Below are 25640 nucleotides of genomic sequence, written 5' to 3'. Positions count from 1 at the left end.
GATCGGCATGGAATCGTCCGTATCCGTCTTTGCGCGCATGACGAGCGGCGGCGAGGCTGGTCGCATGCGACTCACCACCCTGCCGGTCCTCGCGGCCGTCGCCGCCGTCATCGCCGGCTGCGGCGCGGACGACACCCCGCCGGCCCCCGCCGCGCCCAGCCCGGCCGAGACCAGCGCGAGCCCGGCGGCGCCGACGACGGACCCGGTGGTCGCGGCCGCCCTGACGGCACTGGAGGACGACTACGCGGCCCGGCTCGGCGTCTACGCGATCGACACCGGGTCCGGCCAGATCGTCGAGCACCGTCCCGACGAGCGGTTCGCGTTCGCGTCGACGCACAAGATGCTGTCCGCCGCCGCGGTGCTGCAGGCCACCGAGCCCGCGGACCTCGACCAGCTGATCGAGGTCGACGCCGCCGAGGTGGTCGGCTGGTCGCCGGTCACCGAGCCGGCCGCCGGCGTCGGGCTGACCCTGCTGGAGATCATCGAGGCCGCCATCACGCTCAGCGACAACACCGCCGCGAACCTGCTGTTCGAACAGCTCGGCGGCCCGGACGGGCTGGAGGCCGCGGTCCGCGGCTTCGGCGACACGACGACGTCGTTCGACCGCATCGAACCCGGCCTCAGCGACTGGGTGCCCGGCGAGGAGCGCGACACGACGACGCCGCGGGCGATGGCCGGCAACGTCCAGGACCTGCTGCTCGGCGACCTGCTGGCCGACGAGGACCGGACGCTGCTGCACGACACCATGCGGGCCAACACCACCGGTGACGAGCTGATCAGGGCGGGTGTGCCGGACGGCTGGGTCGTCGCGGACAAGACCGGTTCCGCGACGCACGGCGGGCGCAACGACGTCGCCGTCATCGAGCCGCCGGGCGCCGCGCCGATCGTGCTCGCCGTCTACTCCAACCGGCTGGATCCGGAGGCGGAGTCCGACCCCGCGCTGATCGCCGCCGCCACCGAGATCGTCGTCGACGAACTGAGCGACTAGGTCACGGCTCGTGCGGGCGCAGCCGCGACCCGTAGCGGGCGAACAGCTCCTGGTTGTGCGCGTCGCCCTCGGGCACGTTCGCCGAGACCAGCACCGGCACGTCGTCGCCGGAGGCCAGCAGCAGCCCGCACACCTCGGTGATCAGGAGTTGCGCGATCAGCACGCCGGTCAGCGACGACGTCGGCGTGATGCGGGCGCCGGTGGGCAGCTCGAGCGCGGCGTCGCCGCGCGGCGACCCGTTGTCGATCACCACGTCGGCCAGCTCGAACAGCCGCAGGCCGGACGGGTGCCGCGACGTGATCTGGCCGGTGTGCTCGGCCGACGTGATCGCGATGACGGGGTGCCCGCCGGCCTTGGCCAGCCGGGCCAGCTCGACGACCGAGCCGTTGCCGCCAGAGTTCGACGTGATGACGAAGACGTCGCTCGGATGCAGCTCGGCGAGGTCGAGGATCCGCTGGGCCAGCGCCGGGTCGCGTTCGACGGTGGGGTCGAGGATCTCGCGTGGGTCGGCGCCGCCGTACATGACGAGGTCCTTGATCGACAGCGCGTTCGCCGGGACCAGCCCGCCCGCGCGGCCGACGATCTCGGCGGTGATCGAGCGCGAGTGTCCGGTGGCGAACGCCTGGATCAGCCCGCCACCGCGCAGCCCGTCGGCGATCAGCCGCGCGGCCGCGGAGATCGCGTCGGCCTGCGTGGCGATCAGCCGGTCGGCCGCGGCCAGCAGGATCCGCGCGGCGGCGTTCTGGTCGATCGTCTCGGCGTCGGTGGTCATCGTGTCAGCCTCCGTGGGTGGTGCGGTGGACGAGTTCGTGCAGGACCCCGGCGGCGCGCTCGGCGGCGTCGGGGCGGAACGGTGAGATCAGCACCTCGTAGCCGGGGGTGGCGAAGTCCGCGGCGGCGGGCAGGTACCCGGCGTAGCCGTTGGCGTACCCGAGCAGCACCGACGGCGCCGCGACGTCGCGCAGCGAGAGGAACGGCTCGCCGCCGATGCCCTGCAAGGTCAGCCCGCCGAGCCGGACCGCGGCCAGCTCCAGCGGCACCGTCGCGGCGCCCGACCGGCCGGCGGCCGCCTCGACGCCCTGCAGCGCGGTGACGGCGGCCCGGCCGGACGGGTCGCCGTCGGCCAGCCCGGCCAGCCGGCCGGTGAACTCCGCGCGCAGCCCGGCCAGCCGGTCGCGGTCGTCGTGGCGAACCGGCAGCGGCAGCGTCGCCCGGGCCGCGTCGATCCCGTCGTCGGCGCTCCAGGCCCGGCCCGGCGTCGCGACGAGCGCGGCCAGCTGGTCCGCCGCCAGCGCGGCCAGCCGCCGTCCCTCGCCCGCGGTCTGCTCGGTGCGGGTCCAGCGGGTGCTGACGTCGCCGGCCGCTCCGGTGGCGACGACCACCCACGGCGACCCGCCGAGCCGGGCGCGGAGCTCGTCCCGGATCCACGCCGTGAGGTCCCCGCTGACCACCGACGACGACGCCGGCAGGACGGTCGGATGCACCGGCACCACGGCCAGGACGCCCGCGGGCGCGCCGGCCGGGCCGAACCGCAGCACGTCCACCGGGACCCGCCGGTCGCCGTCGTCGGCGCCACGACGAGAGCCGACCCCGTCGAGCACGCCGTCGTGATGGGCGGCGACGCACTCGGTCTCGTTCGCCACCGCGAGCCGGGCCGCCTCGGCCGCCGCGGCGGCGACGGCCGCCAGCCAGGTGGCCGGCGTCGTGCCGCCGCCGGCCTGCGTGCCGACGTCGGGGCCGGAATGGGTGTGGGTGGCGCAGACCCACACCGCGTCGCCGACCGGAGCGGCGATGGGGTAGGCATGACCCGCCCCTCCAGGGAGGGTGCCCACCCTAGGGGCGGGCACCGACAGAGTCCGCCGCCGGATCTCGGCCACGAGGTCGGTGTTCACCCCGGCCAGCTCCGCGACGACGAGCAGGAACCGGTCCGCGCCCGCGGCGATCGACACGCAGTCGACCCGCAGCGGCGCCAGCGCTCCGTCCGACGGCGCCACCCGCGCCGCGTATCCGCCCAGCGGCGTGCCGTCCGGGACGGGCAGCGGCACGGACCCGTGACCGGCCCTCATCGCACCGCCTCGACCAGGCGCCGGGTGATCGCCATCGGGTTGGTGACCGCGGTCCCGACGACGACGGTGTGCGCGCCCGCGGCGAACCCGGCCAGCACGTCGTCGCGGGTCCAGTACCGGCCCTCGGCGACGATCGGGCAGTCCAGCTCGTCCGCCAGCGCTCGGACGAGGGCGAGGTCCGGCCCGTCGCCGTCCAGCGGCCCGCCGGTGTAGCCGGACAGCGTCGAGCCGACGAGGTCGGCGCCGGCCGCCCGCGCGTACCGGCCCGCGGCGAGCGTGTCGACGTCGGCCATGACGGGCACGCCCAGGCGGTCGTGGATGGCGCCGATCAGCTCGGCGAGGTCGCCGCCGGGCCGGGGCCGTTGCGTGCCGTCCAGCGCCACCACCGTCGCGCCGGCCCGCACCACCGCCTCGGCCGCCTCGAAGGTCGGCGTGATGTAGACGCCGTCGCGGTCGCCGGTCTTGTTGATGCCGAGGACCGGGATCGAGACCGCCGCGCTGATCGCGGCGACGTCGGCCGGGCCGTTCGCCCGGATGCCGGCCGCGCCGCCGGCCTCCGCGGCCCGCGCCATCAGCGTCATCGGGCCGGGACCGTGCAGCGGGTTGGCGGGCGCGGCCTGGCAGGAGACCACGATCGAACGGAACGGGAACACGGCGTCAGACATGGGCGTCACTCCCGGCGGTCAACATCAGCGGTGCGTAGGGGCCGAGCCCGGCCAGCAACCGGACGGCGCCGTCGAGCGGGTTGCCCAGCGGCTCGCGCACCTCGACACCGGGGCAGCGGGCCCGGATGGCGTCGGTGAACGGCTGGCGCACGAGGTCGTCCATGGCGAACAGGCCACCGGCGTAGGACACCGGCACCCGCGTCGTGGTGGGGAACGAGCGGGCCAGCACGGCCGCCGTCGTCGCGACCAGGCCGTCGACGGCGTCGGCCCAGATGCCCCGGGCCACCGGGTCGCCGGCCCGGGCCACCGCGGCCACCCACGGCGTGCACCGCGCGACCATCCGCACCGGCGCCGGCGAGGTGTAGATGCGCTGCGACAGCCCGGCGAGGTCGCCCAGTGCGTCCTGTGCGGCCTCGGTCAGCGCGGTCGCCGGGCCGCGGCCGTCCCGGGCGGACAGCACCGCCCGCAGCGCCGCCCGCCCGATGGAGAAGCCGCTGCCGGAGTCGCCCAGCAGGTAGCCGTGGCCGTCGCCCTGGTGCGTCCCGCCGTCGGCGTCGATGCCCAGGCAGACGACGCCGGTGCCGGCCGTCGTGACCACCCCGGGGGCGCCCCCGAGCGCCCCGGCGTGCGCCGTCACCATGTCCGGGCCGAGCCACACCTCCGGGTCGCCGAGGCGATCGTGGATGCGTGCCGCCAGCCGGCGGCGCCGGTCCGGCTGCAGCGGCGCCGCCGTCAGGCCGAGGCAGACCCGCTGCACCCCGGGCGGTGACCCGAGCCCTTCGTACGCCTCCGTCACCGCGTTGGCGACGCTGTCCAGCAGGTCCGTCTCGGCGCTGTAGGCGAACCCGCCGGCGTGCGTGATCTCGACGACGACACCGTCGCGCACCAACGCCATCCGCAGATTCGTCTGCCCGCCGTCGACGGCCAGCTCCAGGCTCACTTGATCCCCGCCGTCATCGTGATCCCTTCGACGAACTTGCGTTGGAGGACGAGGAACAGCAGCAATGTCGGCAGCAGCGCCAGCAGCGCCGCCGCCATCATCATCGGGAGGCCGCCGGAGCCGAGGTTGTTGGCCTGCATCGCGGCCAGCCCGACCGGCAACGTCTGGTGGTCGGCGTCGTTGCCGACCAGCAGCGGCCACAGATGGCTGTCCCAGTTGGTCATGAAGATGAACAGCGCCAGCGCGGCCATCGGCGAGGCCATCATCGGCGTGACGACGTTCCACAGGATGCGCAGCTCGCCGGCGCCGTCGATGCGCGCCGCCTCCAGCAGCTCGTCCGGCAGCCCGTCGATGCTCTGGCGCATGAGGAAGATCCCGAAGGCGCTGGTGGCCGACGGGATGATCAGGCCGGCGAAGCTGTTGACCCAGCCGAGGTCGAACACCAGCGCGTACAGCGGCACGTAGATGACCTCGAGCGGCACCATCAGCGTCGCCAGCACGACGAAGAACAGCAGGTTGCGCCCGCGGTAGGCGAACTTCGAGAAGCTGTACCCGGCCAGCGTGCAGGTGACGACGTTGAGCAGCGTCACCGAGACGCCCACGACGGTGCTGTTGAGGTAGTACCGCGCGAACGGCGCCTGCTCGAACGGCAGCGTGAAGTTGCCCCACAGCCACTGCGTCGGCAGCCAGCGCATGGGGCTGGCCAGCACCTCGTCGGCCGGTTTCACCGCCGACAGCGCCGCGTAGACGAACACCGACGCGAACACCAGGCCGCCGGCCAGCAGCAGCACGAACACGACGACCTTGCCGACCGGCCTCCGCTTGCGCGAGACGACCATCACCCCGGCGCTCATGCGGACCTCCGCAGCGCCCGGAGCTGCACGAACGTCACCATCAGCAGCAGCACGAACATGAGGACGGCGACGGCGGAGGCGCGGCCCATGCGGGCGCTGGCGAAGGCCGTCTTGTACACGAACAGGTTGATCACCTCGGTACCGAAGCTGCCGCCGGTGAGCACCACCTGCGGGCTGAACGACTGGAAGCCGCGGATCACCGCCATCACCAGCACGACGACGGTGATCGGCTTGAGCAGTGGCAGCGTGACGTAGCGCAGCCGGCGCAGCGACCCGGCGCCGTCCAGGGCGGCCGCCTCCTGCAGGTCCTTCGGGATGTTCTGCAGCCCGGCCAGGAAGATGATGAGGAAGAAGCCGACCTCCTTCCAGATCGCCGCGATCGCGATGGCCCACTTGGCCCACGTCGACGACGTCAGCCACGGGATGTCGGTGTTCAGCGTCTGGTTGAGCAGGCCCTCCGGTTGCAGCACCAGGCGCCAGATCACCGACACCGCCACCCAGGACGTCGCGACCGGCGCGAAGTACAGCAGCCGGACGAACGCGCTGCCGCGCATGCGGGTGTTCAGGCCGAGCGCCAGCACCAGCGCCAGCAGCACCGCCGGCCCGTACGTGACCACGACGAAGAACAGCGACGCGCCCAGCGAGGCGAGGAAGCGCTCGTCGCCGAACAGGAAGCGGAAGTTGTCCAGTCCCACCCAGACCGGCGTGCTGGTCAGGTTGTAGTCGTAGAGGCTGAGCTGGAACACCCGCAGCATCGGGTAGATCGCGAACGCCGCGAACAGGGCCAGCGCCGGCAGCGCGAACACCAGCCCGACGGCGTCGCGGCGGCGCCGCCAGCCGGACCGGCCGGGGCCCGCGGGCCGGGCCCGCGCGCCGCGGGCCCGGTCCGGTGCGGTTCGGGTTACCGCCATGCGCCTAGCTCGAGACGCTCTGGTCGACCGACTCGGAGGCTTCCTCGAGGCTCTCCGCCGGTGGCTGGCCGTCGAAGACCGACCGCTCGACGGCCGCCTTGATCGCGTCCTGCACCTCGCTCCAGTGCGGCCCGACCTCGTCGAACTTGCCCTGCTGGTAGGCCTGCGACCACACGTCGAGGAACGGGATGTTCGCCGCCGCCTCGGACTGCTCCCAGCCCTGCAACGGCTGGACGAAGTTGACGTCGGTGAGCCAGCGCTCGTGCTGCGACGTCATGTACTCGATGAACTTCCACGCCTCCTCCTGCTGCTCGGAGGCCTTGTTCACCGCGAAGTAGTAGCCGTACCAGCGTCCGGACGGGTTCGCCGGGTCCACCTGCGGGAGCGGGACGACCGCCAGGTTCTCGAACGTGTCGGGGTTGTCCTGCGCGATCTGCTCGACCGCCCACGGGTAGATCATCGTCATCGAGCGGCGGCCGGAGGCGAAGTCCTCGAACGGCGACGTCGCCTCGCGCGAGGCGGTGTCGGCGTTGCCGACCTGGTCTTCGCGGATGAGGTCGTGCCAGATCTGCAGCGCCTCGACCGACTCGGGTTCGGTGAGCGCCGAGCCGGTGCCGTCCTCGTTGAGGATCGAGCCGCCGGTCTCGTTCAGCAACGTCTGCAGCTGCTGGGTGTACCAGCCGGAGTGCAGGTAGACGAAGTTGAAGCCCTCGTGTCCGGCCGCGACCAGCTGCTGGCCGTACTCGGACACGTCGTCCCAGGTCTGCGGCGGGCTCGCCGGGTCGAGGCCGGCGTCGGCGAAGTGCTGGGTGTTGATGGCGAACGCGGTGGCGTTGAACTCGCTGGGGACGCCGTAGAGGGTGCCGTCGTCGCCCTTCGCGCCGTCGAGCGTGCCGTCGACGTAGAGCGCCTCCAGCTCCTCGGCGGACTCGACCCCGAACGCGGCCGGGTCGATCGGCGCCAGCAGCTCCTTCGGGATGTACTCGCCGCGCAGCGCGCTGTCGTCCATGTTGATGATGTCCGGACCGGACCCGTTGCTCAGCGACGTCAGCATCTTGGTGCCGAAGTCGTTGTTCGGGATGGTCTCGTAGGTGATGTCGACGTTCGGGTTCGCCTCTTCGTACTCGGCGATCAGCTGCTCGTTCAGCTCCGTCATCGGCGGGTGGGTGTGCGTCCAGTAGGTCAGCTCGATGGTGTCGCCGCCGCCGGTCGACCCGCCGTCGGAACCGCAGGCGGCGGCGACCGCCAGCACGGCCGCGGCCGGGATCAGCACCACGCGGGCGCGCGCTCGTACGCTCATGGGTTGCTCGCTTTCGTCGGTCCGCCCGGACGGGCGGAGCGGAAGGTCAGGCGGAACGCCGGGCGTGCCTGCGCAGCGCCGGGGCGGGCACCGGCCGGAGCTCGGCGGTCAACTGGAACCGGTCGCCGCGGAACAGGTCGGTGCCGCACTCGACGACCCGCCCGTTCGGGCCGAACGTGACGACGTCGAGCTGGAACGCAGGTCGTCCCGGGTCCGTGTGCAGCACGGCGGCGATCCGTTCGTCGAGCAGGGTCGGCTCGATGGTGGTGCGGCCGGTCAGGATCGGGATGCCGTAGCGGTCCGCGAGCAGGTCGTACCAGGACCCGTCGAGGTCCGCCGGCGTCAGATCCGGCACGACGTCGTCGGCCACCCAGGTGGTCTCCACGCCGATGGGGTCGCCGTCGGCGGTGCGGAGCCGGGTGAACCGGACGATCGTCGTGTTGACGGGGATGCGCAGCGTCCGGGCCTGGCGCGGACCGGCCGGCAGCCGCCGGAACTCCAGCGTCACGCTGCCCGGCACCAGTCCGCGGTTGCGCATCTCCTGGGAGAACGAGGTCATCGCGAGGCGGCGGGTCAACTTCGGTCGCGCGACGAAGTTGCCCCGGCCGTGCTCGCGTACGACGAGCCCGGCCGTCGCCAGGTCGTCGAGGGCCCGCCGCAGGGTCATGCGGGCCACGCCCCAGTCGTGCGCCAGCCGGCGCTCCGACGGGAGTGCGACACCCTCGTCGCCGTGGTCGATGAGCTCCAGCAGGCGACCGCGTACCTGCGCGACCTTGCCGGTCGCGGACCCGAAGCCGTCGTTCGCCATGGTGTGAGCTCCTCGACATGAGGTGAGGTGCGCACCTTTATAGTCCGTGCCGCTGGACGGCACCAGGGCATCGGGGAAGCCCGAGTAGACCAGTGGCGGGGCCGACATCCGCGGCGATGCCGCAGGCCACGGGCTTTTGTAGCTGCGGGGGCGGCAACTGGTCCAAACGGAGGTCAGCGCAGCAGCGACCGCGCGGTGGGCGCCAGCCGCAGCACGGCGGGCGGCCCGGACAGCCGTCGCCGGAGCTCGGCGCGCAGGCCGGGCCGCTCGTCCCACCCGGCCCGGTGCGCCGCGTGGGCGTCGGCGTCGGGGAAGCGCGCCACCCACACGAACACGCGGGCGTCGTCGTGCACGGGCAGTGCCGGGAAGGTGTTGGGCGACGGGTCGGTCTCGAGCCGAGCCACCGGGGCGGCGCCCAGCGCGGGCTCGGCCTCGGCGGTGAAGAACTCGGCGAACTCGCGGAGGTCGCCGGCGACGGGGTAGATCTCGACGCCCACGAGCGCGGACGTCTCGGCGGCGGGCGGCCGGACGACGGCGCCGCCGACGCCGGGGAGTGGGAAGCCCGACCCGGCGTCGACGGGGTGCAGCAGGTGGACGTCGTCGGAGTCGATCATGGTGACGTTGGCGGCCGCACCGTGCCGGGCCCACACCGGGCCGTAGTAGAACGCCGTGAGCGCCTCGTGCCGCGTGGCCATGTCGGCGAAGCCACGCATCCAGACGAACCGTCCGGGCGCGTCGAGGTCGCGGAACTGGCCGATCAGCCGGGCGCCGAGTACCTCCTGCGTCTCGACGAACTCGCGGTCGAACAGCGTGACGAGGTCGTCGCGGCGGTCGGCGTGCACGGTGTACTGCCGCAGCTCGACGAGGGGGCAGCACAGGTCGGGCGTCATGCCGGGCACGGTAGTGCCCGGCACCGACAACCCTAGGGGTGTCTGACGGATCTTCGGCGGCGCGGATCGACGCCCAGACGCCGACCAGCGGCGTTGTCGTCGTCGCTCGATGGCACCGCATCGACCTCCTCCTCCGCCTTGCTGGACCGGCCCCTGGACGCCGCCCGCATCCGCCAATATCCGTCAGACACCCCCTAGCGGCGCAGCAGCGCCCGCAGTTCGGCGACGACCGCGGCCGGGTCCTGCTCGGCCATGAAGTGCCCGGCCGTCGTGGTGCTGTGCCGCAGGTCGTCCGCCCAGGCCTTCCAGAGCCCGGCCGCGTCGTAGCCGAGCGCCGCGCCCCAGTCCTGCTGCACGACGGTCACCGGCATCGCCAGTCGCCGGCCGGCTGCCTTGTCCGCCGCGTCGTGTTCGACGTCGATGCCGGCGGAGGCGCGGTAGTCGGCCACGATCGACGGGACGGCCGCCGCGCAGGCCCGCAGGTACTCGGCCCGCACGTCCGCCGGAATCGCGGCCGGATCGGCGCCCCACTGGTCCAGGAAGTAGCCGAAGAACTCGTCCGGCGCCCCGGCGATCAGCCGCTCCGGCAGCCCCGGCGGCTGCGCCATCAGGTAGAGGTGGAACGCGACCGCCGCGGACGCGCCGTGCAGCACGTCCCACATGTCCAGCGTCGGCAGCACGTCGAGGATCGCGAGGTGCGTCACGCGGTCCGGGTGGTCCAGGCCGGCGCGGAACGCCACCAGCGCGCCGCGGTCGTGCCCGGCCAGTGCGAACCGTTCGTGCCCGAGGTGCGCGGCCAGCGCGACGACGTCGGCGGCCATGGTGCGCTTGGCGTAGGTGGCGTCCTCGTCCGCGCCGGGCTTGTCGCTGCTGCCGTAGCCGCGCAGGTCGGGCACGATGACGGTGTGGTCGGCGGCCAGGTCGGCGGCGATGTGCCGCCACATCAGGTGGGTCTGCGGGAACCCGTGCAGCAGCACGACCGGACGGCCGCTGCCGCCGACGGCGACATTGAGCGCGACGTCGCCGTCTCCAGGCACCCGCCGGTACTCGAAGTCCGGGATGGTGGGCGTCATGACTCTCCTCTGGGTGATCCTTGGGTGTGTCTCCCAGCGTCCGGCCCGCCGATGAGCGTTCGATGAGCACGCGGTTCGGCGTGCTCGGCCCGGTGGCGGCGTGGACCGGCGACGAAGACGTCGACCTCAAGGGGCCGCGGCACCGCGAGGTGCTGGCGCGGCTGATCGTGGCGCGCGGTCGCGTCGTCCCGGTCCGGCGCATCGTCACCGACCTGTGGGAGTCGCCGCCCGACGGCGCCGTCGTCGCGGTCCGCACGTTCGTCGCCGCGCTGCGCCGGGCGCTGGAGCCGCACCGCGCCCCGCGCACTCCGGCGACGCTGCTGGTCACCGAGGGCCCCGGCTACGCGCTGCGGGCCGGCGCGGACGCCGTCGACGCGTGGCGGTTCGGGGCCGGCGTCGAGGCCGCCGGCCGGGCGGCGCCGGCCGAGGCGCTGGCACTGCTGGACGACGCGCTCGCGCTGTGGCGCGGTCCGGCCTACGCCGACTTCGCCGCGGCCGGCTGGGCGGCGCCGGAGCGGACCCGGCTGACCGAGCTGCGGCTGACGGCGGTCGAGCGGCGGGCCGAGGCGCTGCTGGCGCTGGGCCGGTCCGCCGACGCCGTCCCGGACCTCGACGCCCACGTCGCCGAGCACCCGTGGCGCGAGGACGCGTGGCGGCTGCTGGCGCTCGCGCTGTACCGCACCGGGCGCCAGGCCGACGCGCTGGACGTGCTGCGGCGGGCGCGGTCGCTGCTCGGCGACGAGCTCGGCGTCGATCCCGGGCCGCGGCTGCGGCAATTGGAGACCGACCTGCTGCGCCAGGAGTTGCCGGTCGACGCCGTCGGGCGGGTGTGGGCCGACGCCGCCGCGGCGTTCGACCAGACGGTGGCCGCGGGCGCGCCCGGGCGGCTGGAGTCGACCGTCGGGCTGCTGCGGGTGCTCGCGCTCACCGGCGGGCACGGGCTCGCGGCGGCGCAGGAGCAGCGGGTGGCCGCGGTCGCCGCCGCCGAGCAGCTGGGCGATCCGGAGCTGACGGCGCGGGTCATCGGCAGCTACGACGTGCCGGGCGTCTGGACCCGGTCGGACCATCCGGACCGCTCGGCCCGCGTCGTCGGGGCGGCCGAGCGCACGCTGGCCGCGCTGCCGCCGTCCGCCCCGCCCGCGACCCGCGCCCGGCTGCTGGCGACCGTGGCGATGGAGTCGCGCGGGTCCCGCTCGCCGCGTCCGGCCGAGGCCGCCGCCGAGGCGGAGCGCATCGCCCGCCGCCTGCACGACCCCGCGCTGCTGGCGTTCGCGCTGAACGCGACGTTCCTGCAGACGTTCCAGCGGGCCGGGCTGGCGCCGTCGCGCGACGCCATCGGGGCCGAGCTGGTCGCGCTGGCCGCGGGGCACGGGTTGTCGGCCTTCGAGATCCTCGGCCGGCTGGTGCGCATGCAGGCGCGGGCCGCGCTGGGCGACTTCGGTTCCGCCGACGAGCACGCCGCCGCGGCCGACGAGCTGGGCCTTCGCCACGACCGTCCGCTGGTCGGCGTGTTCACCCGCTGGTACCGGGCGGTGCGGCTGGCGTCCACGGGTGGCGCCGCCGCCGTCGGCGACGCCGAGGCCGCCTACCGCGCGGCGGCGGCCCGGCTGGAGGGCGCCGGCATGCCCGGCCTGGAGCGCGGGCTGCTGCCACTGGCGCTGCTGTGCCTGCGGGTGTGGCACGACCGGCCGCTGACGTTCGACGCCGACACCGACTGGGGACCGTACGCGCCCTGGGCCCGGCCGCTGCTGCTGCTCGCCCACGGTGGTCGCGCCGCCGCCACCGCGGAGCTGCGGGTGCTGCCCGAGCCGCCGCGCGACCTGCTGTTCGAGGCCACCTGGTGCCTGGCCGGACGGGCCGCCCTGCTGGCCGGCGACCACGCGCTCGCGGCCCGGGCCCGGGCCGCCCTGACACCGGCGGCCGGCGAGCTGGCCGGGGCCGGCAGCGGCGTCCTCACCGCCGGGCCCGTGGCGCTGCACCTCGCCGCGCTGGACGACGGGCTCAGCGCCGCCGGCCACTGAGGTAGTACTCGCGCCACGCCACGGAGAGGTCCTGGATGCCGCCGATACGCCGGTGGTCGAGCAGGTCGCGCCACGCGTCCTCCAGCCGCACGCTGAGCCGGGTCTCGGCCGGTTCGTGCGGCGACGGCGTGACGCTGTCCTTGGCGGTGCGGCGGTCGATGATGAGCTTCCCCTTGGCGCGGAAGCTCGTGCCCCGGATCCGCCGGCACACGAGGTAGTCGATGTTGAACCCCTCGGCCCCGAAGTGGCCGGCCGAGGCCATGCCGCTCAGGCGGACCGCCTCTCCGAGCGCGTCGACGACGTGGGACAGCTCCTGCTCGGAGTCCTGCCGCCAGGAGAACCAGAGCGCCTTCCGGTCGTCCGCTCCGTGACTGGTCAGGATGGTCGGCCCGGCCAGCAGCTGGTAGTCCGTCATCTTCAGGCCGACCCGGCTGCTGGGCGACAGCTCGTCGCGCTGCCCGTCGAGGTCACCGACGGCGGCCGGACGTCCACCCAGCCTGGTGACCAGGTCGTGCATCCGGATCTCCAGCGACCGCTCGGCCGACGCCGTCTCGTTGAACTCCAGCCACTGTTCGTGGCTGGGCAGCGGTTCGTCGAAGCGCGAGGTCGACCGGGCCAACTGGAGGTGGATGAAGGCGAGGTCGTCGAGCGCCGAGATCGCGCAGCCCGCGACGCCGATGCCGTCGCACCTCGCCAGGTAGGACAGGACGGCGTTGGTGGTGCCGACGCGCGCCGGGCCGACCAACGTCACCGGCACGACGAAGTCGACGTCATCGTCCGTGCCGGCGTCGACCGATTCCCGGAACCGGGCGGCGGCCGCGTCGTCGACGGCGACGAGGTTGATCCAGTTGCCCGGGCCGTGGCCGGTGCGCAGATCGCTGATCCAGAGACCGAACCCGTTCGTACGGCACCGCTTCGCGATCCGGGCCACGACCCGGCAGCGCAGCTCGCTGCTGGCGTTCCGCAGCGCGAGCATGGCGCGGATGGCGACGCGGGACGGTTCCGGCCACGACTCCAGGCGCTCCGCGGCGGGGTCGCCCGAGGCGTCGGCGACGGGCAGCTGGACCGGGCACTGGAGCGAGAGGATCGGCGCCTCGGCGTCCTCGACGGCCGACCGTGCGATGACGCTGAGCGCTTCGACGATGGCGCGAGTGTCCGTCAGCCGCGTCGTCGATCGCTCCGGATCGATGACGATCAGCAGCTCGAACCGTTCGGTGTCCTCGTAGAGGAAGCTCGGGTTCGGCCGGGCCGAACCGACGAAGACCAGCGTGCCGGGTTGTTTGCGGTGCACGGAGATTCGCACCGGTACCGCGCGGCCCTGGTGACTCGTCCACAGGGTGGGTGCCAGCGGGCCGCGGCGCGTGCCGGCGACCACGGCGGCGCCGTTCAGGCTGGAGCTCAGTGTCTCGTCCAGGCTGAACGGCTGGCGTGAGGTCCGCAGGACGGGCAGCAGGTAGCCGGGCCGATCACGCAGATGGTGCACCTGGAAGTTGACCTGAACGGCGCGCACGCCGGAGCGATAGACGGAGTCGGGCAGCGGAGTCTCGTGCTCCGGAGCCGGCGCTTCCTTCGTAGCCATGGTTCCTCATCACCCCCAGGGCGGCGAACTCGACGTCGGGCGTGTAGGTGCTGCCCCGGCCCTGCCGCCGCGCCCACGTCGGGACCGTCGGCGTCGTCAGGCGCAACTCGCGCCGCGGCAGGTCCACCACGATGCTGAGCGCCACGAGGACGGCCAGGCAGGCCACGCCGATCGCGAAGACGACCACCAGGGTGTCGTCCGAGGTCACCGTGGCGATCGTGAGCGCCTCCGCGATGGCCACGGCGATGGTGGCGTAGGCGAGGTACCGCGACCGTTCCCGGACCCTGGCCGCGATCGAGTGCCGGGGCGGCAACTGCAGGCGGGTGTAGAGGAACCCGGGGACCAGCAGCAGCACGGCCACGAGCGCGTCCCGCTCGATGCCGTCCCGCAGGTCGGGGTGGTCCAGGAACGGCCACCAGAACCCGCCGGCGAGCAGCGCGATCGTCGCGTAGGACAGCACCAGGACCGTGCCGGCGTAGGCGAGCAGGGCGCGCGGACCCGACCGGGTCGCGTCCTGGACCAGGATCCCGACCTCGATCTGCGTGCGCTCCGTCGTCGCGACCGGCTCCTCCAGCCGGCGCCAGTACGCATGGTTCCGCGACGCCGAGACCACGTCGGTCTGGAAGTAGTCGGAGCCCAGCTGTTGCGTCGTGATCTCCGTCGCGGCGCGCCGCAGCCGGTCCGCGATGACCCGGACGTTGTCGAGGAACGGCCCGGACCGGGTGTGCCAGGCGGCGGCGAGGGTCTCGGTGGCCCGCAGACTCTCGATCGGCCACGGGATCCCGGCCTCGGCGGCCTCCCAGCGCCGCCGGCGGGTGAGCTCGGCCAGCGCGCCGACGGTGGTCTCGAGCTCGTGCTCCACCATGCTTCTCGGCACGACGTTCTGGCCGCCGGCCGGATCGACCAGCGTGGCCAGGTAGCCGAGGTCGCGCTCGATCCGTTCGACGTCGTCCGTGCCGGCCATCGACGTGAGGTACATGTCCGAGATCTGCAGCGACTGCTCGGTCGCCGCGACGAGGTGATACGAGCGCAGGCTGCTGGGTACCTCGGTCTGGTAGCGCACGACGTAGACGCCGCGCGCGTTGAGCGGCCGGCCGCGCACCGGTTTCCGCAGCAGCGGGACGTCGTAGCTGAGGAGGTGATTGTCGCGTTCCTCATCGAGATTCACGACCAGCAGGTATTCGTTCAGCGCGACGCCCAGGAGATGGAAGAATTGCCGCAAGGTGTCGTCGTAGGCGTCGAGGATCCGCAGCGCCGTGTGCCGATGTCCGTGACTGTTCGTGGACGCCGTGGTGTTCGGCAGAGTCGCCTGCGACCGGCTGGAGATCAGCATGGTCAATGCCGATTGCACGAGCCATCTCGGCTCACCGGTCGTGTACAGGAAATCCGCGAGGTCGCTGTCGGTGAGCTTGGCGTCCGGGTGACTGCCGAGCGCGTTCCGGAGCAACTGGTAGAGACCCGCGGCCACCGGCCCGGCCAGCTCGAGCTGGGCCAGCCGCGGCACCCGGGAGCCGTCGTAGTCGCGCACGTCGATCGGGAAGCTGAACTGGCGTGGGAGGCGGGCGACCGGCACCCAGAGGCCCTGCTCGTCGCGGCTTTTCGCCGGGTTGCGCTGGCGCAGTTGCTGGAACGACTCGCAGGCGATGCGCTGCTCCTGGTCGAGCAGCCCGAGACTGACGTCGATCTCGGTCGTGCATTCCGGTGCCAGGTGTTCGACCAATGCCAGCCGTTCGGTGATGCGGCGGACGTGATTCTGCTCCAACGCGAGGTCGAGAAACGACAATCCGACTTCCGCCTCGTCCAGAGCGGAGGGCGGTGGCGCACCGGGAACCGGCACTTGGGTGATCGCGTGGCGCAGTGCGGTGGTCGCGTCCGGCGCTTCGGCTTTCACCCAGGTGCCCTGCATGACGCCCCCTTGATCATGGAGCGTATCGCCGCCGATGCGGAATGAGAAGATCATGACGGTGACTGAATTGTCGTGTTTTGCGACAGGGGGTTCGAGATGAGTGCTGCCCGAGACGATTTCGCCGCCGCCCTGGAGGTCGCCAGTACGCGGGCCAGGGCGTGGCTGGACGGGTTGGACGAGCGGATCGTGCGCGCCGAGGTGAGCGCCGACGACGTCCGGGCGGCGCTGGGCACGTCGCTGCCCGACGGACCGTCCGATCCGGCCGACGTGGTGCGGCTGCTCGCCGACGCGGCGGAACCGGGGCTGGTGGCGACGCCGTCGGGGCGGTTCTTCGGGTTCGTCATCGGCGGCACCCTGCCGGCCGCGCTGGCGGCGGACTGGCTGGTCAGCGCGTGGGACCAGAACGCCGCCCTGCGCGCAGCCAGCCCGGCCGGCACCGCCGTCGACGACATCGCGGCGGCCTGGCTGCTCGACCTGCTGGGACTGCCGCCGGGCGCGGGCGTCGGGTTCGTCACCGGCGCGACCATGGCGAACTTCGCCGGTCTGGCGGCCGCGCGCGACTTCGTCCTGGCCCGGGCCGGCTGGGACGTCGGCGAGCACGGGCTGGCCGGGGCGCCGCGGGTCCGGGTGCTGGTCGGCCGCGAACGGCACGAGTCCGTCGACTCCGCGCTGCGCTACCTCGGGCTCGGCGCACCCGAAGCCGTCGCCGTCGACGACCAGGGCCGCATGCTGGCCGACGCGTGCGCGGAGGCGCTGCGCGACGGCCCGCCGACCATCGTCTGCCTGCAGGCCGGCAACATCCACTCCGGCGGCTTCGACCCGTTCGCCGAGATCATCCCGGCCGCTCACGCCGCGGGCGCCTGGGTGCACGTCGACGGCGCGTTCGGGCTGTGGGCGGGCGCGTCACCGCGCACCCGCGCGCTGGTCGGCGGCGCCGAGACCGCCGACTCGTGGGCGACCGACGCGCACAAGACGCTCAACGTGCCGTACGACAGCGGCATCGTCGCCGTCCGCGACCCCGCGGCGCTGCGCTCGGCCATGAGCTACCACGCGGACTACCTGGTCACCGACGCGACCTACCTCGAGCCGTACGAGCGGGTGCCGGAGCTGTCGCGGCGGGCGCGGTCGGTGCCGGTGTGGGCGGCGCTGCGCTCGCTCGGCCGGTCCGGGCTGGCCGAGCTGGTCGACCGTCTGTGCCGGCACGCGACCGCCTTCGCCGACGGCATCCGCCGCGACGTCCCCGGCGCCGAGGTGCTCAACGACGTCGTGTTCACCCAGGTCTGCCTCGTCTTCGGCGACGACGCCCGCACGCGCGAGGTCGGCCGGCGGCTGATGGCCGACGGCACCGTCTGGATGACCGGCTCCCGGTGGCGCGGGCGCGAGGTGCTGCGCATCTCGGTGAGCAACTGGTCCACCGACGACGCCGACGTCGCCCGCGGCATCGACGCCCTGACCCGGGCCGCCGTCGTCAGCGGGTGAGGTACCAGTGCGGTCCGGCGGCCCAGCCGAGCAGCCGCCGCCCGCCGCCGAGTGTCGTCCCGTCCGCCCCGAACCGCCCGCCGTCCACCACGTGGGTGAGGCCGTCGACCGCCGGGGCGAAGCGGGTCAACCCGGCGGCGCCGACGAGGGAGCGCAGACGGCCGACGGCGGCGCGCTGCTCGGCATCGTCGCAGAACGACGCGAAGAAGATCGCCTGCCGCCACGCGTACGCCACGTTCTTGACGGTGATCAGCGCGGCGTGGTGGCTGGGCGCGGGCTGGGTCAGCCGGCGCACCAGCCACCGGAACGCCCGGCCGGTCAGCTCCGGCGCCTGCGGCCGCAGCTGGTCGCCGAGGCCGAGCACGTGCAGCAGCGGGGCGAGGTTGTGCGTGGTGAGGATCTGGCTCTGCTCGATGGTGGTGCCGCTGACCGCGACGTGGTTGCCGCCGCCCGTACGCGCCTCCGCCGCCCGCGCGACGCACAGCGACCCGAACGCGGCCGCCGTGACGGGGACGGCGTTCGGGTCGCGTGGGCCGGGCGGCTCCGGCGGCGGGGTGTGCGCCGCCCAGTACGCGGCGTCGGGGAGGTCGTAGTACCGCGCGTACAGCGTGCCGGCCATAGCCTCGCCGGTGACGGCGGCGGCGCGGTGCCATTTGCGGCTGAACGTGCCCATGAAGATGTCGGCCGCGACCTCCTCGACCAGCGGCACGTCCGCCTTCGCCTGCGTGGCCAGCGCGGTCAGCTCGCGGACCAGCGGGTTGGGCAGGATGGCCTGCGGGAACGCCGTCAGCGCCAGCAGGCTGGTCTGGCGCAGTGCCTGCCGGGCGGCGTCCTGCGTCGCCGACGTGGCCGCCCGCAGCGGTGCGACGGCGGCGGCCCAGGGCAGCTCCTCGAACCGCACCTGGTGCTGCAGGTCGAGCAGCAGCAGCCCGCGGCGGCGCCGGAACGCGGCGTACGTCTGCGTGTACAGCTGCCGCAGCGCGGGGTCGTCGAGGTTCGCCGCCAGCAGTTGCGCCGTCACCCGCGGCAGCAGCGTGGCCAGCACCTCGCCGGAGCCGACGACACCGTGCTCGACGAGGCGGTCGAGGGGCGCGGCCCAGGCCCGTTCCAGCTTCTCGACCAGCTCTCGCGGCACCGGTTGCCCGGCCGTGACGGCCTCGACGGAGGGCAGCCCGGCGTCGGCCGGGTACGGCTCCAGCCGGTCGGCCAGCATCCGCGCGATGGCGGCGTGCGTCGGCCGGTCGGTGACCGCGGCCTGGACGGCACGCAGCGCGGCCCGCCGCGGCGACCCGGGCGCGCCGCGTGCCGTGACGGTGTTGGCCAGCGCGCGCCGGATCCAGCCGACCTCGCGGCCGGTGAGCGACGAGCTGTCGGTGGGGCAGCGTTCGAGGGCGGCGTGCAGGCGGGCGAGGTTGCTCTTCGGGTGCGGGGTGGTGTCGCCGTGCTCGCGGGCGGCCGCGGCGTCGGCCAGCCACTGCTCCCGTCGCGGCTCCCAGTCTGAGGGCCAGCGCCGGCACGGCCAGCCGCCGCGGACGGTGCCGTCGGCGCCCAGCTCGGGGAGCTCGCCCTCGACCGTGCCGGCCCACAGCTCGACCAGCCGGTCGTACAGCGGATGCCAGACCCCCAGCGTCTCGCGCATGGCCGCCACCTGGGCCGGCACGGCGCGGACGCGCAGCCCGTCGCGGACCGGTCCGACCGGCTCCAGGTGCACCGACGTGCCGGCGGCCGGCAGGGCGCTCGCCGTCAGCGCCGGCGTGAGGCGCAGGCGGTGCATCCACGGGCGCAGCTCCGCGACGAGGTCCAGCGCCGCCTCGTGCCGGCCGTTCCGGAGCAGCCAGGCGACGGTGGGCAGCGCGGCGTCCTCGGGCAGCTCGATGCGATACCGCTCGGACGCCAGCGCGTCCAGCAGCTCGGCCTGACCGGCGTCGCCGAGGTACCAGAGGTTGAGCCGGTCCCGGTCGGTCGTGCCGGGCGCCTCGGCCGGCAGCCCGGCCACCCGGGCGGTCTCGTCGTCGCTCAGCGGCAGCTCGGCCAGCAGCCGGCCGGTCGCGAAGCCGCCGTGCGCGACCTCCAGCGTCACCCACGCCGGCGTGCCGGCCACCGGCGTGCGCGACCCGACCGTCAACTCGCCGCCGGCCATGCCGCCGATGACCGCCCGCCAGCGCTCGGCCTTGGCCAGGGCCCGCTCGCGCACCGCCGGATCGTCGTGCCCGGCCGCCATGCGTAGCGCGCGTTCCAGCTGGCCGAAGGCGTAGCCGGACGAGGGCTGCTGCTCGTCGGGCACGAGGACTCCGTCCGATCGGCTGACGTGGACATGGAGGCAGGAATCGAACCTGCGCCCTCCCGGTAAGCAGCCGGGCGATCTCCCACTGAGCTACTCCATGTGGTTCGCGCTCATCGTACGATCGGGCCATCGGCCGTGCCACCGTTGTCGAGCAAGCCGACCTCCCCGTCGAGCTGGACGGATCGGCGACGGAGTTCGAGGGCCGCGATCACGGCGGCGGCGAAGCCCTCTTCACCGTCGGCGACGACGAGATCGTCGGCCGGGCCGGCCAGATCATCGTCTGCCCGGCCCAGGTGCCGCACAAGTTCGCCAAGACGGGCACCGGCCGCCTCGAGATGATCGACGTGCACGCCAGCCCGGTGTTCATCACCGAGTGGCTGGAGTAACCACCTCGCTCAGCAGCTCCACCACGCGGCGGGCGTGGTCGCCGGTCGGGTCGAGGTCGGCGCGGAAGTCGGCGACGCTGACGCCGAGCAGCCGCGGCGACGCCGCCAGCGGGGCGAGCACGTCGGCCAGTTGCTCCCACGACGGGCCGCCCGGCTGCGGGTACGACACCGCGGGCAGCGCCGACGGATCCAGGACGTCGAGGTCGAGGTGCAGCCAGATCCCGTCACCGTCGAGCAGGTCGCGCGCCGAGCGTCCGGCCGCCGCCGGGTCGGCCAGCAGGTCGGGCGCCGCGATCCGGTGCAGCGCGTCCGGCAGCCGGTCCACCTCGGCGGCCGACGCCGGGTCGAGCCCGGTGGTCCGGTGCCCGAGCAGGACGACGGCGGACGGGTCGAGCATCGGCACGGCCCCGCCCAGGGAGACGAGCGACGGCGCGCCGGCGCCGGTGAGGATCGCGAGGTCCATGTCGGCGGTCTCGCCGGTGTCGGACGTCGCGCCGTCGAGGTAGTCGGGGTGACCGTCGAGGAACCACAGCCCGGCCGGGCGCACCGCCGGGACCACGCCGAGCAGCAGGCTGCAGTCGCCGCCCACGACCAGCGGCCGTGACCCCGGCCGGTCCCGCAGCGCGGCTGTCAGCGACGCCGTCAGCGCGTGGGCCGCCGCCACCGTGGCGGGCAGCGCCAGCACCCCGGTCTCCGGGTCCCGGACGCCGCCGGAGACGACGGTGTCCGCGTCGCCCAGGTCCGCCTCGACCAGCGACGTCAGCCCGGCGGCCCGCAACGCGCCGGGCGCGTCCGCCTCACCCCGTCCGGACGCGGAACAGTCCCACGGGGCGCCGAGCAGGAACCAGCCCACCCCTCGATCTCAGCGGACTCCGTAGAGATAGTCCAGCGCCAGCTGGTCGAGCCGCTCGAACGCCATGCCGCGCTGCGCCGCCTCCTCGGGGTCGAACGCGTCGGCGCGCAGCGAGTCGACGGTCTCGCCCGGGGCCGCCGTGGGGGTGGCCAGCTGGTCCAGCCGAGCCGCGGCCAGCGCCTCCTGGACCTCCGGGTCGGCGCGGAACGCGGCGGTCTTCTCGCGCAGGATGAGGTAGTTGCGCATGCAGCCCGCGGCCGACGCCCAGACGCCGTCCATGTCCTCGGTGCGCGGCGGCTTGAAGTCGAAGTGCCGCGGCCCGTCGTAGCCGCCGGACTCGATGACGTCGACGGTCCAGAAGGCGCCGCGGGCGTTGCCGGCGCCGAACCGGAAGTCCTGGTCGTAGCGCGGGCCGGTCTGGCCGTTGAGGTCGATGTGGAAGAGCTTGCCGTGCCACAGCGCCTGGGCGATGCCGTGCGCGTAGTTCATCGACGCCATCTCCTCGTGCCCGACCTCGGGGTTGAGGCCGACCAGTTCAGGGTGCTCGAGCTCGTTGATGAACGCGATGGCGTGGCCGATGGTCGGCAGCAGGATGTCGCCGCGCGGCTCGTTCGGCTTCGGCTCGATGGCCACCCTGAGGTCGTAGCCGCGGTCGAGGATGTACTGGCCGAGGAGGTCGAACGCCTCCTTGTAGCGGTCGAGCGCGGCCCTGACGTCCTTGGCGGCGCCCGACTCGGCGCCCTCGCGGCCGCCCCAGGCGACGAACACCTTGGCGCCCAGCTCAGCGCCGAGGTCGATCTGGTCGGCGGCCTTGCGGACGGCGAAGCGGCGCACGTCGCGGTCGTTGTTGGTGAACCCGCCGTCGCGGAAGACCGGGTGCGAGAACAGGTTCGTGGTGACCATCGGGACCTGCAGGCCGGTCTCGTCGAGGGCCGCGCGGAACGGCTTCAGCGCGGCGTCGCGCTCGGACGGCGACGCCCCGAACGGGATGACGTCGTTGTCGTGGAAGGTGATGCCGTAGGCGCCCAGCTCGGCCAGCTTGTGCACGGCGAGCGCGGGGTCGAGCCGCGGGCGGACGGCGCCGCCGAACACGTCCACGCCCTCCCAGCCGACCGTCCAGAGGCCGAAGGAGAACCTGTCCTCGCGGGTGGGGGTGTAGTCGTTCATGCGGCGGCCTCCAGCCGAAAGTTTCCAGGACTACCTCGCCACATTAGGCCCGGGCTCTGGTCATCGCAAGGGCTGGACGTGGGTTGATGGCGGCCCGTTGACGTCGGGCTGTGACGCTCGTTACCGTGGAGATTCCGAAACTTTCGGCGGTCGTGGACGGAGAGTCGCTGTGCTGCTGGTCAGGTTCGCCACCCCGTCGTCCCCCCAGGCGAGCGTCGGCGTGCTCGACGGCGACACCGTCACCACGCTCGACGGGGCCGGGTCGCTCGCTGAGCTGTGGCGGTTGCCGCTGGCGTCGCTGCGCTCCGTCGTCGAGAGCGCGTCCGGGCCGGTGCTGCCCGTCGACGGCGTGTCGCTGCTGCCGCCCGTCGACGGCGGCACCGAGGTGTGGGCCTGCGGCGTCACGTACAAGGTGTCCGAGGAGGCGCGGGTCGAGGAGAGCGAGCGGTCCGCGTCGGTCTACGAGCAGGTCTACGACGCCGAGCGGCCGGAGCTGTTCTTCAAGTCCGTCGCCTGGCGGGTGGTCGGCGACGGCGAGCCCATCGCCGTCCGCGCCGACTCCCGCATCGACGTCCCGGAGCCCGAGGTCGCGGTCGTCGTCACCGCGCACGGCGAGATCGCCGGGTACACCGTCTGCAACGACGTCTCGTCGCGGACCATCGAGGGCGAGAACCCGCTCTACCTCCCGCAGGCCAAGGCCTACCTCGGCGCGTGCGCCGTCGGCCCGGGCGTCCGGCCCGCGTGGGAGGTGCCCCACCCGTACGCGCTGCCGGTGTCCATGTCGATCACGCGCGACGGCGCCGACGACTGGTCCGGCACGGCGAGCACGTCGCAACTGCGCCGCCGGTTCGACGAGCTGGTGTCGTTCCTGGTGCGCGCCGACGTCTTCCCCGACGGCGCCGTGCTGTCCACCGGCACCTGCCTGGTCCCGGCCGCGCCGTGGACGCTGCGGACCGGCGACGTCGTCCGCATCGAGGTCGGCGGCGTCAGCGCGCTGTCCAACCCGGTCGTCGAGGGCGTCGAGGCGATGTCGTGGCTGGCCGGCGCGCGCGACGACGTCAGGTTGCGTGCGGCGCCGTGACGACCACCCGGGTGACGATCGCCGAGATCGCCCGCGAGGCCGGCGTCTCCGAGGCGACGGTCAGCAAGGTGCTCAACGGCCGGACGGAGGTCGCGCCGGCCACCCGCGCCCGCGTCCAGGACCTGCTCGACGCCCGCGGCTACGAGCGTCGCGGCACCCGCGTCGAGGAGCGGACCGGACTCATCGACCTCGTCATCTCCGAGCTGAACACGCCGTGGTCGATGGACGTGCTGCGCGGCGCCGAGCAGGAGGCCCGCCGGGCCGGCGCCGCCGTCGTCGTCACGGCCACCGAGGGCCGCGACGACGCGAGCTGGCTCGACCGCGTCACCGCCCGCCGCTCCGACGGCGTCCTGCTCGCGCTGGCGCCGCTGCCGGCCGGTGGCGCGCGCCGGCTCACCGCGGCCGGCATCCCGTTCGTGCTGGTCGACCCCGTCGGCGGGTTCGACGCCGCCATCCCCACCGTCGGCGTCACGAACTGGGCGGGCGCGCTGGCCGCCACCGAGCACCTGATCGGCCTCGGGCACCGGCGCATCGGCGTCATCACGGGCCCGTCGGAACTGGTCTGCAGCCAGCAGCGGGTCGAGGGCTACCGCGCGGCGCTCGGCCGGGCCGGGCTGCCGGCCGACGACGCGCTCGTCCGCTACGGCGACTTCCGCCCCGACGGCGGTTCGGCCCAGGCTCGTGTGCTGCTCGACCTGCCCGACCCGCCGACGGCCGTCTTCGCCGGGTCGGACCTGCAGGCCACCGGCGTCTACGCCGAGGCGCACCGGCGCGGGCTGCGCGTCCCCGACCACCTCAGCGTCGTCGGCTTCGACGACGTCGCGCTGTGCGAGTGGGTGTCGCCGGCGCTCACCACGGTGCGTCAGCCGCTGATGGAGATGGCCCGCATCGCCATCCGCACGGTCCTCGACCCGCCCGGCACCGACCAGCCGCTGCGGATCGAGCTGGCCACCAGCCTGATCACCCGGGAGAGCACGGCCGCTCCCTAGACGACTGAGTCCTCTTGATCGCCGATCAGATGCGGGCCCCCGGGTGGTGGGCGTGCGGCGGGGTGACACTCGTGCCAACAGTTGGCGCTGGTGTCACCGCGCCGGAACAGTACTCCCGGCGGGCGGCGGGCCGGCCGGGTCTCGAAGAGTCGGGCGTCGTCGATGATCTCGCCTTCGAGGAGCCGGTAGAACTCTTCGGAGTCGATGCGGTGGCTGCGCTCCACCTTGCCGTTGAGGCGTGGTGTTCGCGGCCTGATTCGGACGTGGCCGATGCCCTTGAATTTCACGTCCACCTGCAGCTGGTGGCCCGGCCGTTGCTTCTCGTAGCGCTTCCACCGAGTTTCGCGTCGCTTGTACCGCTGGGAGGCCGGCAGCCGGTTGACGCCGGCCTTGCGCAGGATCCGCCACACGTCCGAAGGGCTGATCTTCACCTGGTGGTAGCGCTCGAGGTACATCGAGATCTTGCCCGGCCCGAAGTGAGTGGTGTGGAGCGCTGGAGCGGTCCTTGAGCCCCTCGACGCCTTCCTCCTCGTAGCGCTTGAGCCAGACGCTCGAGTTCTCGTTCAGTCACGAGGGTCTCCTAGGTTTCAGGACCCTGGACTGTCAACAACCTCCGTCAGTTCTAGATCTAGGACGTGCCGCCTGACCGCGTCCTCGCCGTACCGGCAACGACACACCCGCAAGATCAAGACGACTCACTCATCTAGCAGCCCAGCTGGCTCGCGAGGTCGTCCAGGCCGGTCGCGGTCAGGTCGAAGGAGTCCGACGGAGCGGGCGGGTCGCCGACCGGGCGGGCCACGTAGGCGGTGCGCATGCCGATCGCCTGGGCGCCGCGCAGGTCCCAGGCGTGGGCGGCGACCATGAGCAGGCGCTCCGGCGCGCTGCCGGTGGCCCGCGGCGCCAGCCGGTACACCTCGGGGTCGGGCTTGTAGGTGCGGGCGTCCTCGCCCGAGAGCAGTTGGTGCCAGCGCAGCCCGGCGTGCGCGCCGATGCGGGTCAGCGCGGACGCGTCGGCGTTCGACAGGCCGATGACGGGGAACCGGGCGGCGAGGCGGTCCAGCGCGGCGACGGAGTCGGGCCACGGGTCCAGCCGGAGCGCGTCGGCCGCCACGGCGTCGGCGCCGTCGGCCGTTCCGGTCGCGGCGGCGGCCGCTTCGCGGTCGATGACGGTGCTGGGGGCGTACGGCCGGCGCCCCGCGACGATCTCGCGCTGCTGCTCGTCGACGTGCGCGGCCCACCGTTCGGCGGCCGCCGCGTCGTCGGCGCCGGGTCGCGCCGTGCGCAGGGCCCGCCGGACGCCGCCGGGTTCGTCGACCATGGTGCCGAGGATGTCGAAGACGATGGCGTCGAAGTCGGGGTGCGGGGTCATCCACACCACCCTAGGTTGCGCCACAATGGCC

Annotated in this window: 22 protein-coding genes, 1 tRNA gene and 1 pseudogene; 6 read left to right on the top strand and 18 right to left on the bottom strand. The window is 73.7% G+C overall.

The features are described from left to right. The first annotated feature begins 64 nt into the window (after positions 1-64). Positions 65-988 carry a class A beta-lactamase gene (bla, locus tag BLV02_RS21715; protein WP_074946580.1) on the top strand — a complete coding sequence of 308 codons (924 nt, stop codon included), beginning with the start codon at positions 65-67 and terminating at the stop codon, positions 986-988. Between the two features lies 1 nt (position 989). Here the strand turns inward: bla and BLV02_RS21710 are convergent, their stop codons facing one another. The 10 genes from BLV02_RS21710 to BLV02_RS21665 form a co-directional block, all read right to left on the bottom strand. Next, the gene (locus BLV02_RS21710) at positions 990-1760 is read right to left on the bottom strand and encodes a sugar isomerase domain-containing protein (RefSeq protein ID WP_083288378.1); all 771 of its coding nucleotides are present in this window, start codon (positions 1758-1760) and stop codon (positions 990-992) included. Between the two features lie 4 nt (positions 1761-1764). Then, the gene (locus tag BLV02_RS21705; protein ID WP_141711438.1) at positions 1765-3054 is read right to left on the bottom strand and encodes a hypothetical protein; all 1290 of its coding nucleotides are present in this window, start codon (positions 3052-3054) and stop codon (positions 1765-1767) included. Further along, positions 3051-3719, bottom strand: coding sequence for an N-acetylmannosamine-6-phosphate 2-epimerase (locus BLV02_RS21700; protein WP_069110097.1), 669 nt, complete (start codon positions 3717-3719; stop codon positions 3051-3053). Before BLV02_RS21700 ends, BLV02_RS21705 begins: the two co-directional genes overlap by 4 nt. Continuing rightward, the gene (locus BLV02_RS21695; protein ID WP_069110096.1) at positions 3712-4659 is read right to left on the bottom strand and encodes an N-acetylglucosamine kinase; all 948 of its coding nucleotides are present in this window, start codon (positions 4657-4659) and stop codon (positions 3712-3714) included. Before BLV02_RS21695 ends, BLV02_RS21700 begins: the two co-directional genes overlap by 8 nt. After that, positions 4656-5513: a carbohydrate ABC transporter permease gene (locus BLV02_RS21690; protein ID WP_069110095.1), complete on the bottom strand. Its 858-nt coding sequence runs from the start codon at positions 5511-5513 to the stop codon at positions 4656-4658. Before BLV02_RS21690 ends, BLV02_RS21695 begins: the two co-directional genes overlap by 4 nt. Next, positions 5510-6424 carry a carbohydrate ABC transporter permease gene (locus BLV02_RS21685; RefSeq protein ID WP_069110094.1) on the bottom strand — a complete coding sequence of 305 codons (915 nt, stop codon included), beginning with the start codon at positions 6422-6424 and terminating at the stop codon, positions 5510-5512. The genes BLV02_RS21690 and BLV02_RS21685 overlap by 4 nt, the downstream gene beginning before the upstream one ends. A 4-nt stretch (positions 6425-6428) precedes the next feature. After that, on the bottom strand, positions 6429-7724 hold the full coding sequence (locus BLV02_RS21680) for an extracellular solute-binding protein (protein ID WP_083288377.1): 1296 nt from the start codon (positions 7722-7724) through the stop codon (positions 6429-6431). A 46-nt stretch (positions 7725-7770) separates the two neighbouring features. Then, entirely contained in the window at positions 7771-8532 is a 762-nt protein-coding gene (locus BLV02_RS21675; protein ID WP_069110092.1) for a GntR family transcriptional regulator, read from the bottom strand. Between the two features lie 173 nt (positions 8533-8705). Next, positions 8706-9422 (bottom strand): NIPSNAP family protein, encoded by a 717-nt coding sequence (locus BLV02_RS21670; protein WP_069110091.1) that lies wholly within the window; start codon positions 9420-9422, stop codon positions 8706-8708. A 194-nt stretch (positions 9423-9616) separates the two neighbouring features. Beyond that, positions 9617-10495: an alpha/beta fold hydrolase gene (locus BLV02_RS21665; protein ID WP_069110090.1), complete on the bottom strand. Its 879-nt coding sequence runs from the start codon at positions 10493-10495 to the stop codon at positions 9617-9619. Positions 10496-10557: 62 nt separating this feature from the next. Here BLV02_RS21665 and BLV02_RS21660 point away from each other — a divergent pair, with 62 nt between their 5' ends. Next, positions 10558-12516 carry an AfsR/SARP family transcriptional regulator gene (locus BLV02_RS21660; protein ID WP_069110089.1) on the top strand — a complete coding sequence of 653 codons (1959 nt, stop codon included), beginning with the start codon at positions 10558-10560 and terminating at the stop codon, positions 12514-12516. Here BLV02_RS21660 and BLV02_RS21655 read toward each other — a convergent pair. Together BLV02_RS21655 and BLV02_RS21650 are read right to left on the bottom strand one after the other, a co-directional pair. Continuing rightward, a complete protein-coding gene (locus BLV02_RS21655) occupies positions 12497-14095 on the bottom strand; it encodes a hypothetical protein (protein WP_141711437.1) in 1599 nt (532 codons plus the stop codon). The genes BLV02_RS21660 and BLV02_RS21655 overlap by 20 nt on opposite strands. Next, the gene (locus BLV02_RS21650; protein ID WP_141711436.1) at positions 13983-15878 is read right to left on the bottom strand and encodes a cytochrome d ubiquinol oxidase subunit II; all 1896 of its coding nucleotides are present in this window, start codon (positions 15876-15878) and stop codon (positions 13983-13985) included. The genes BLV02_RS21655 and BLV02_RS21650 overlap by 113 nt, the downstream gene beginning before the upstream one ends. Positions 15879-16097: 219 nt before the next feature. Between BLV02_RS21650 and BLV02_RS21645 the strand changes: the two genes are divergently transcribed. Beyond that, positions 16098-17480 (top strand): pyridoxal phosphate-dependent decarboxylase family protein, encoded by a 1383-nt coding sequence (locus tag BLV02_RS21645; protein ID WP_069110086.1) that lies wholly within the window; start codon positions 16098-16100, stop codon positions 17478-17480. On the opposite strand, the gene BLV02_RS21640 is transcribed toward BLV02_RS21645, so the two are convergent. Beyond that, entirely contained in the window at positions 17470-19764 is a 2295-nt protein-coding gene (locus tag BLV02_RS21640; protein WP_069110085.1) for a hypothetical protein, read from the bottom strand. The genes BLV02_RS21645 and BLV02_RS21640 overlap by 11 nt on opposite strands. Before the next feature lie 25 nt (positions 19765-19789). Further along, positions 19790-19864 (bottom strand) — tRNA-Ser (locus BLV02_RS21635). 28 nt (positions 19865-19892) lie between these two features. On the opposite strand from BLV02_RS21635, the gene BLV02_RS38355 reads away from it, so the two are divergent. Continuing rightward, positions 19893-20150 carry a cupin domain-containing protein gene (locus BLV02_RS38355; protein WP_083288375.1) on the top strand — a complete coding sequence of 86 codons (258 nt, stop codon included), beginning with the start codon at positions 19893-19895 and terminating at the stop codon, positions 20148-20150. On the opposite strand, the gene BLV02_RS21625 is transcribed toward BLV02_RS38355, so the two are convergent. Then, a complete protein-coding gene (locus BLV02_RS21625; protein ID WP_069110084.1) occupies positions 20131-21003 on the bottom strand; it encodes an arginase family protein in 873 nt (290 codons plus the stop codon). The genes BLV02_RS38355 and BLV02_RS21625 overlap by 20 nt on opposite strands. A gap of 9 nt (positions 21004-21012) precedes the next feature. Beyond that, complete coding sequence (gene xylA / locus BLV02_RS21620) at positions 21013-22170, bottom strand: xylose isomerase (RefSeq protein WP_069110083.1); 1158 nt, start codon at positions 22168-22170, stop codon at positions 21013-21015. A gap of 169 nt (positions 22171-22339) precedes the next feature. Between xylA and BLV02_RS21615 the strand changes: the two genes are divergently transcribed. Beyond that, the gene (locus BLV02_RS21615) at positions 22340-23251 is read left to right on the top strand and encodes a fumarylacetoacetate hydrolase family protein (RefSeq protein WP_069110082.1); all 912 of its coding nucleotides are present in this window, start codon (positions 22340-22342) and stop codon (positions 23249-23251) included. Continuing rightward, positions 23248-24240, top strand: a complete 993-nt coding sequence (locus tag BLV02_RS21610) for a LacI family DNA-binding transcriptional regulator (RefSeq protein ID WP_069110081.1) — start codon at positions 23248-23250, stop codon at positions 24238-24240. The genes BLV02_RS21615 and BLV02_RS21610 overlap by 4 nt, the downstream gene beginning before the upstream one ends. A 176-nt stretch (positions 24241-24416) precedes the next feature. Here BLV02_RS21610 and BLV02_RS38620 read toward each other — a convergent pair. After that, positions 24417-24789, bottom strand: a pseudogene (locus BLV02_RS38620) (transposase family protein); the annotation flags it as partial. A gap of 154 nt (positions 24790-24943) precedes the next feature. Beyond that, positions 24944-25609, bottom strand: coding sequence for a haloacid dehalogenase type II (locus BLV02_RS21595; RefSeq protein ID WP_069110079.1), 666 nt, complete (start codon positions 25607-25609; stop codon positions 24944-24946). Positions 25610-25640 lie beyond the last annotated feature (31 nt).

Source organism: Jiangella alba, assembly GCF_900106035.1.
Classification (GTDB): Bacteria; Actinomycetota; Actinomycetes; order Jiangellales; family Jiangellaceae; genus Jiangella; species Jiangella alba.
Note: the sequence above shows the minus strand (reverse complement) of the source record. Positions and strands in the feature narration are given on the sequence as shown.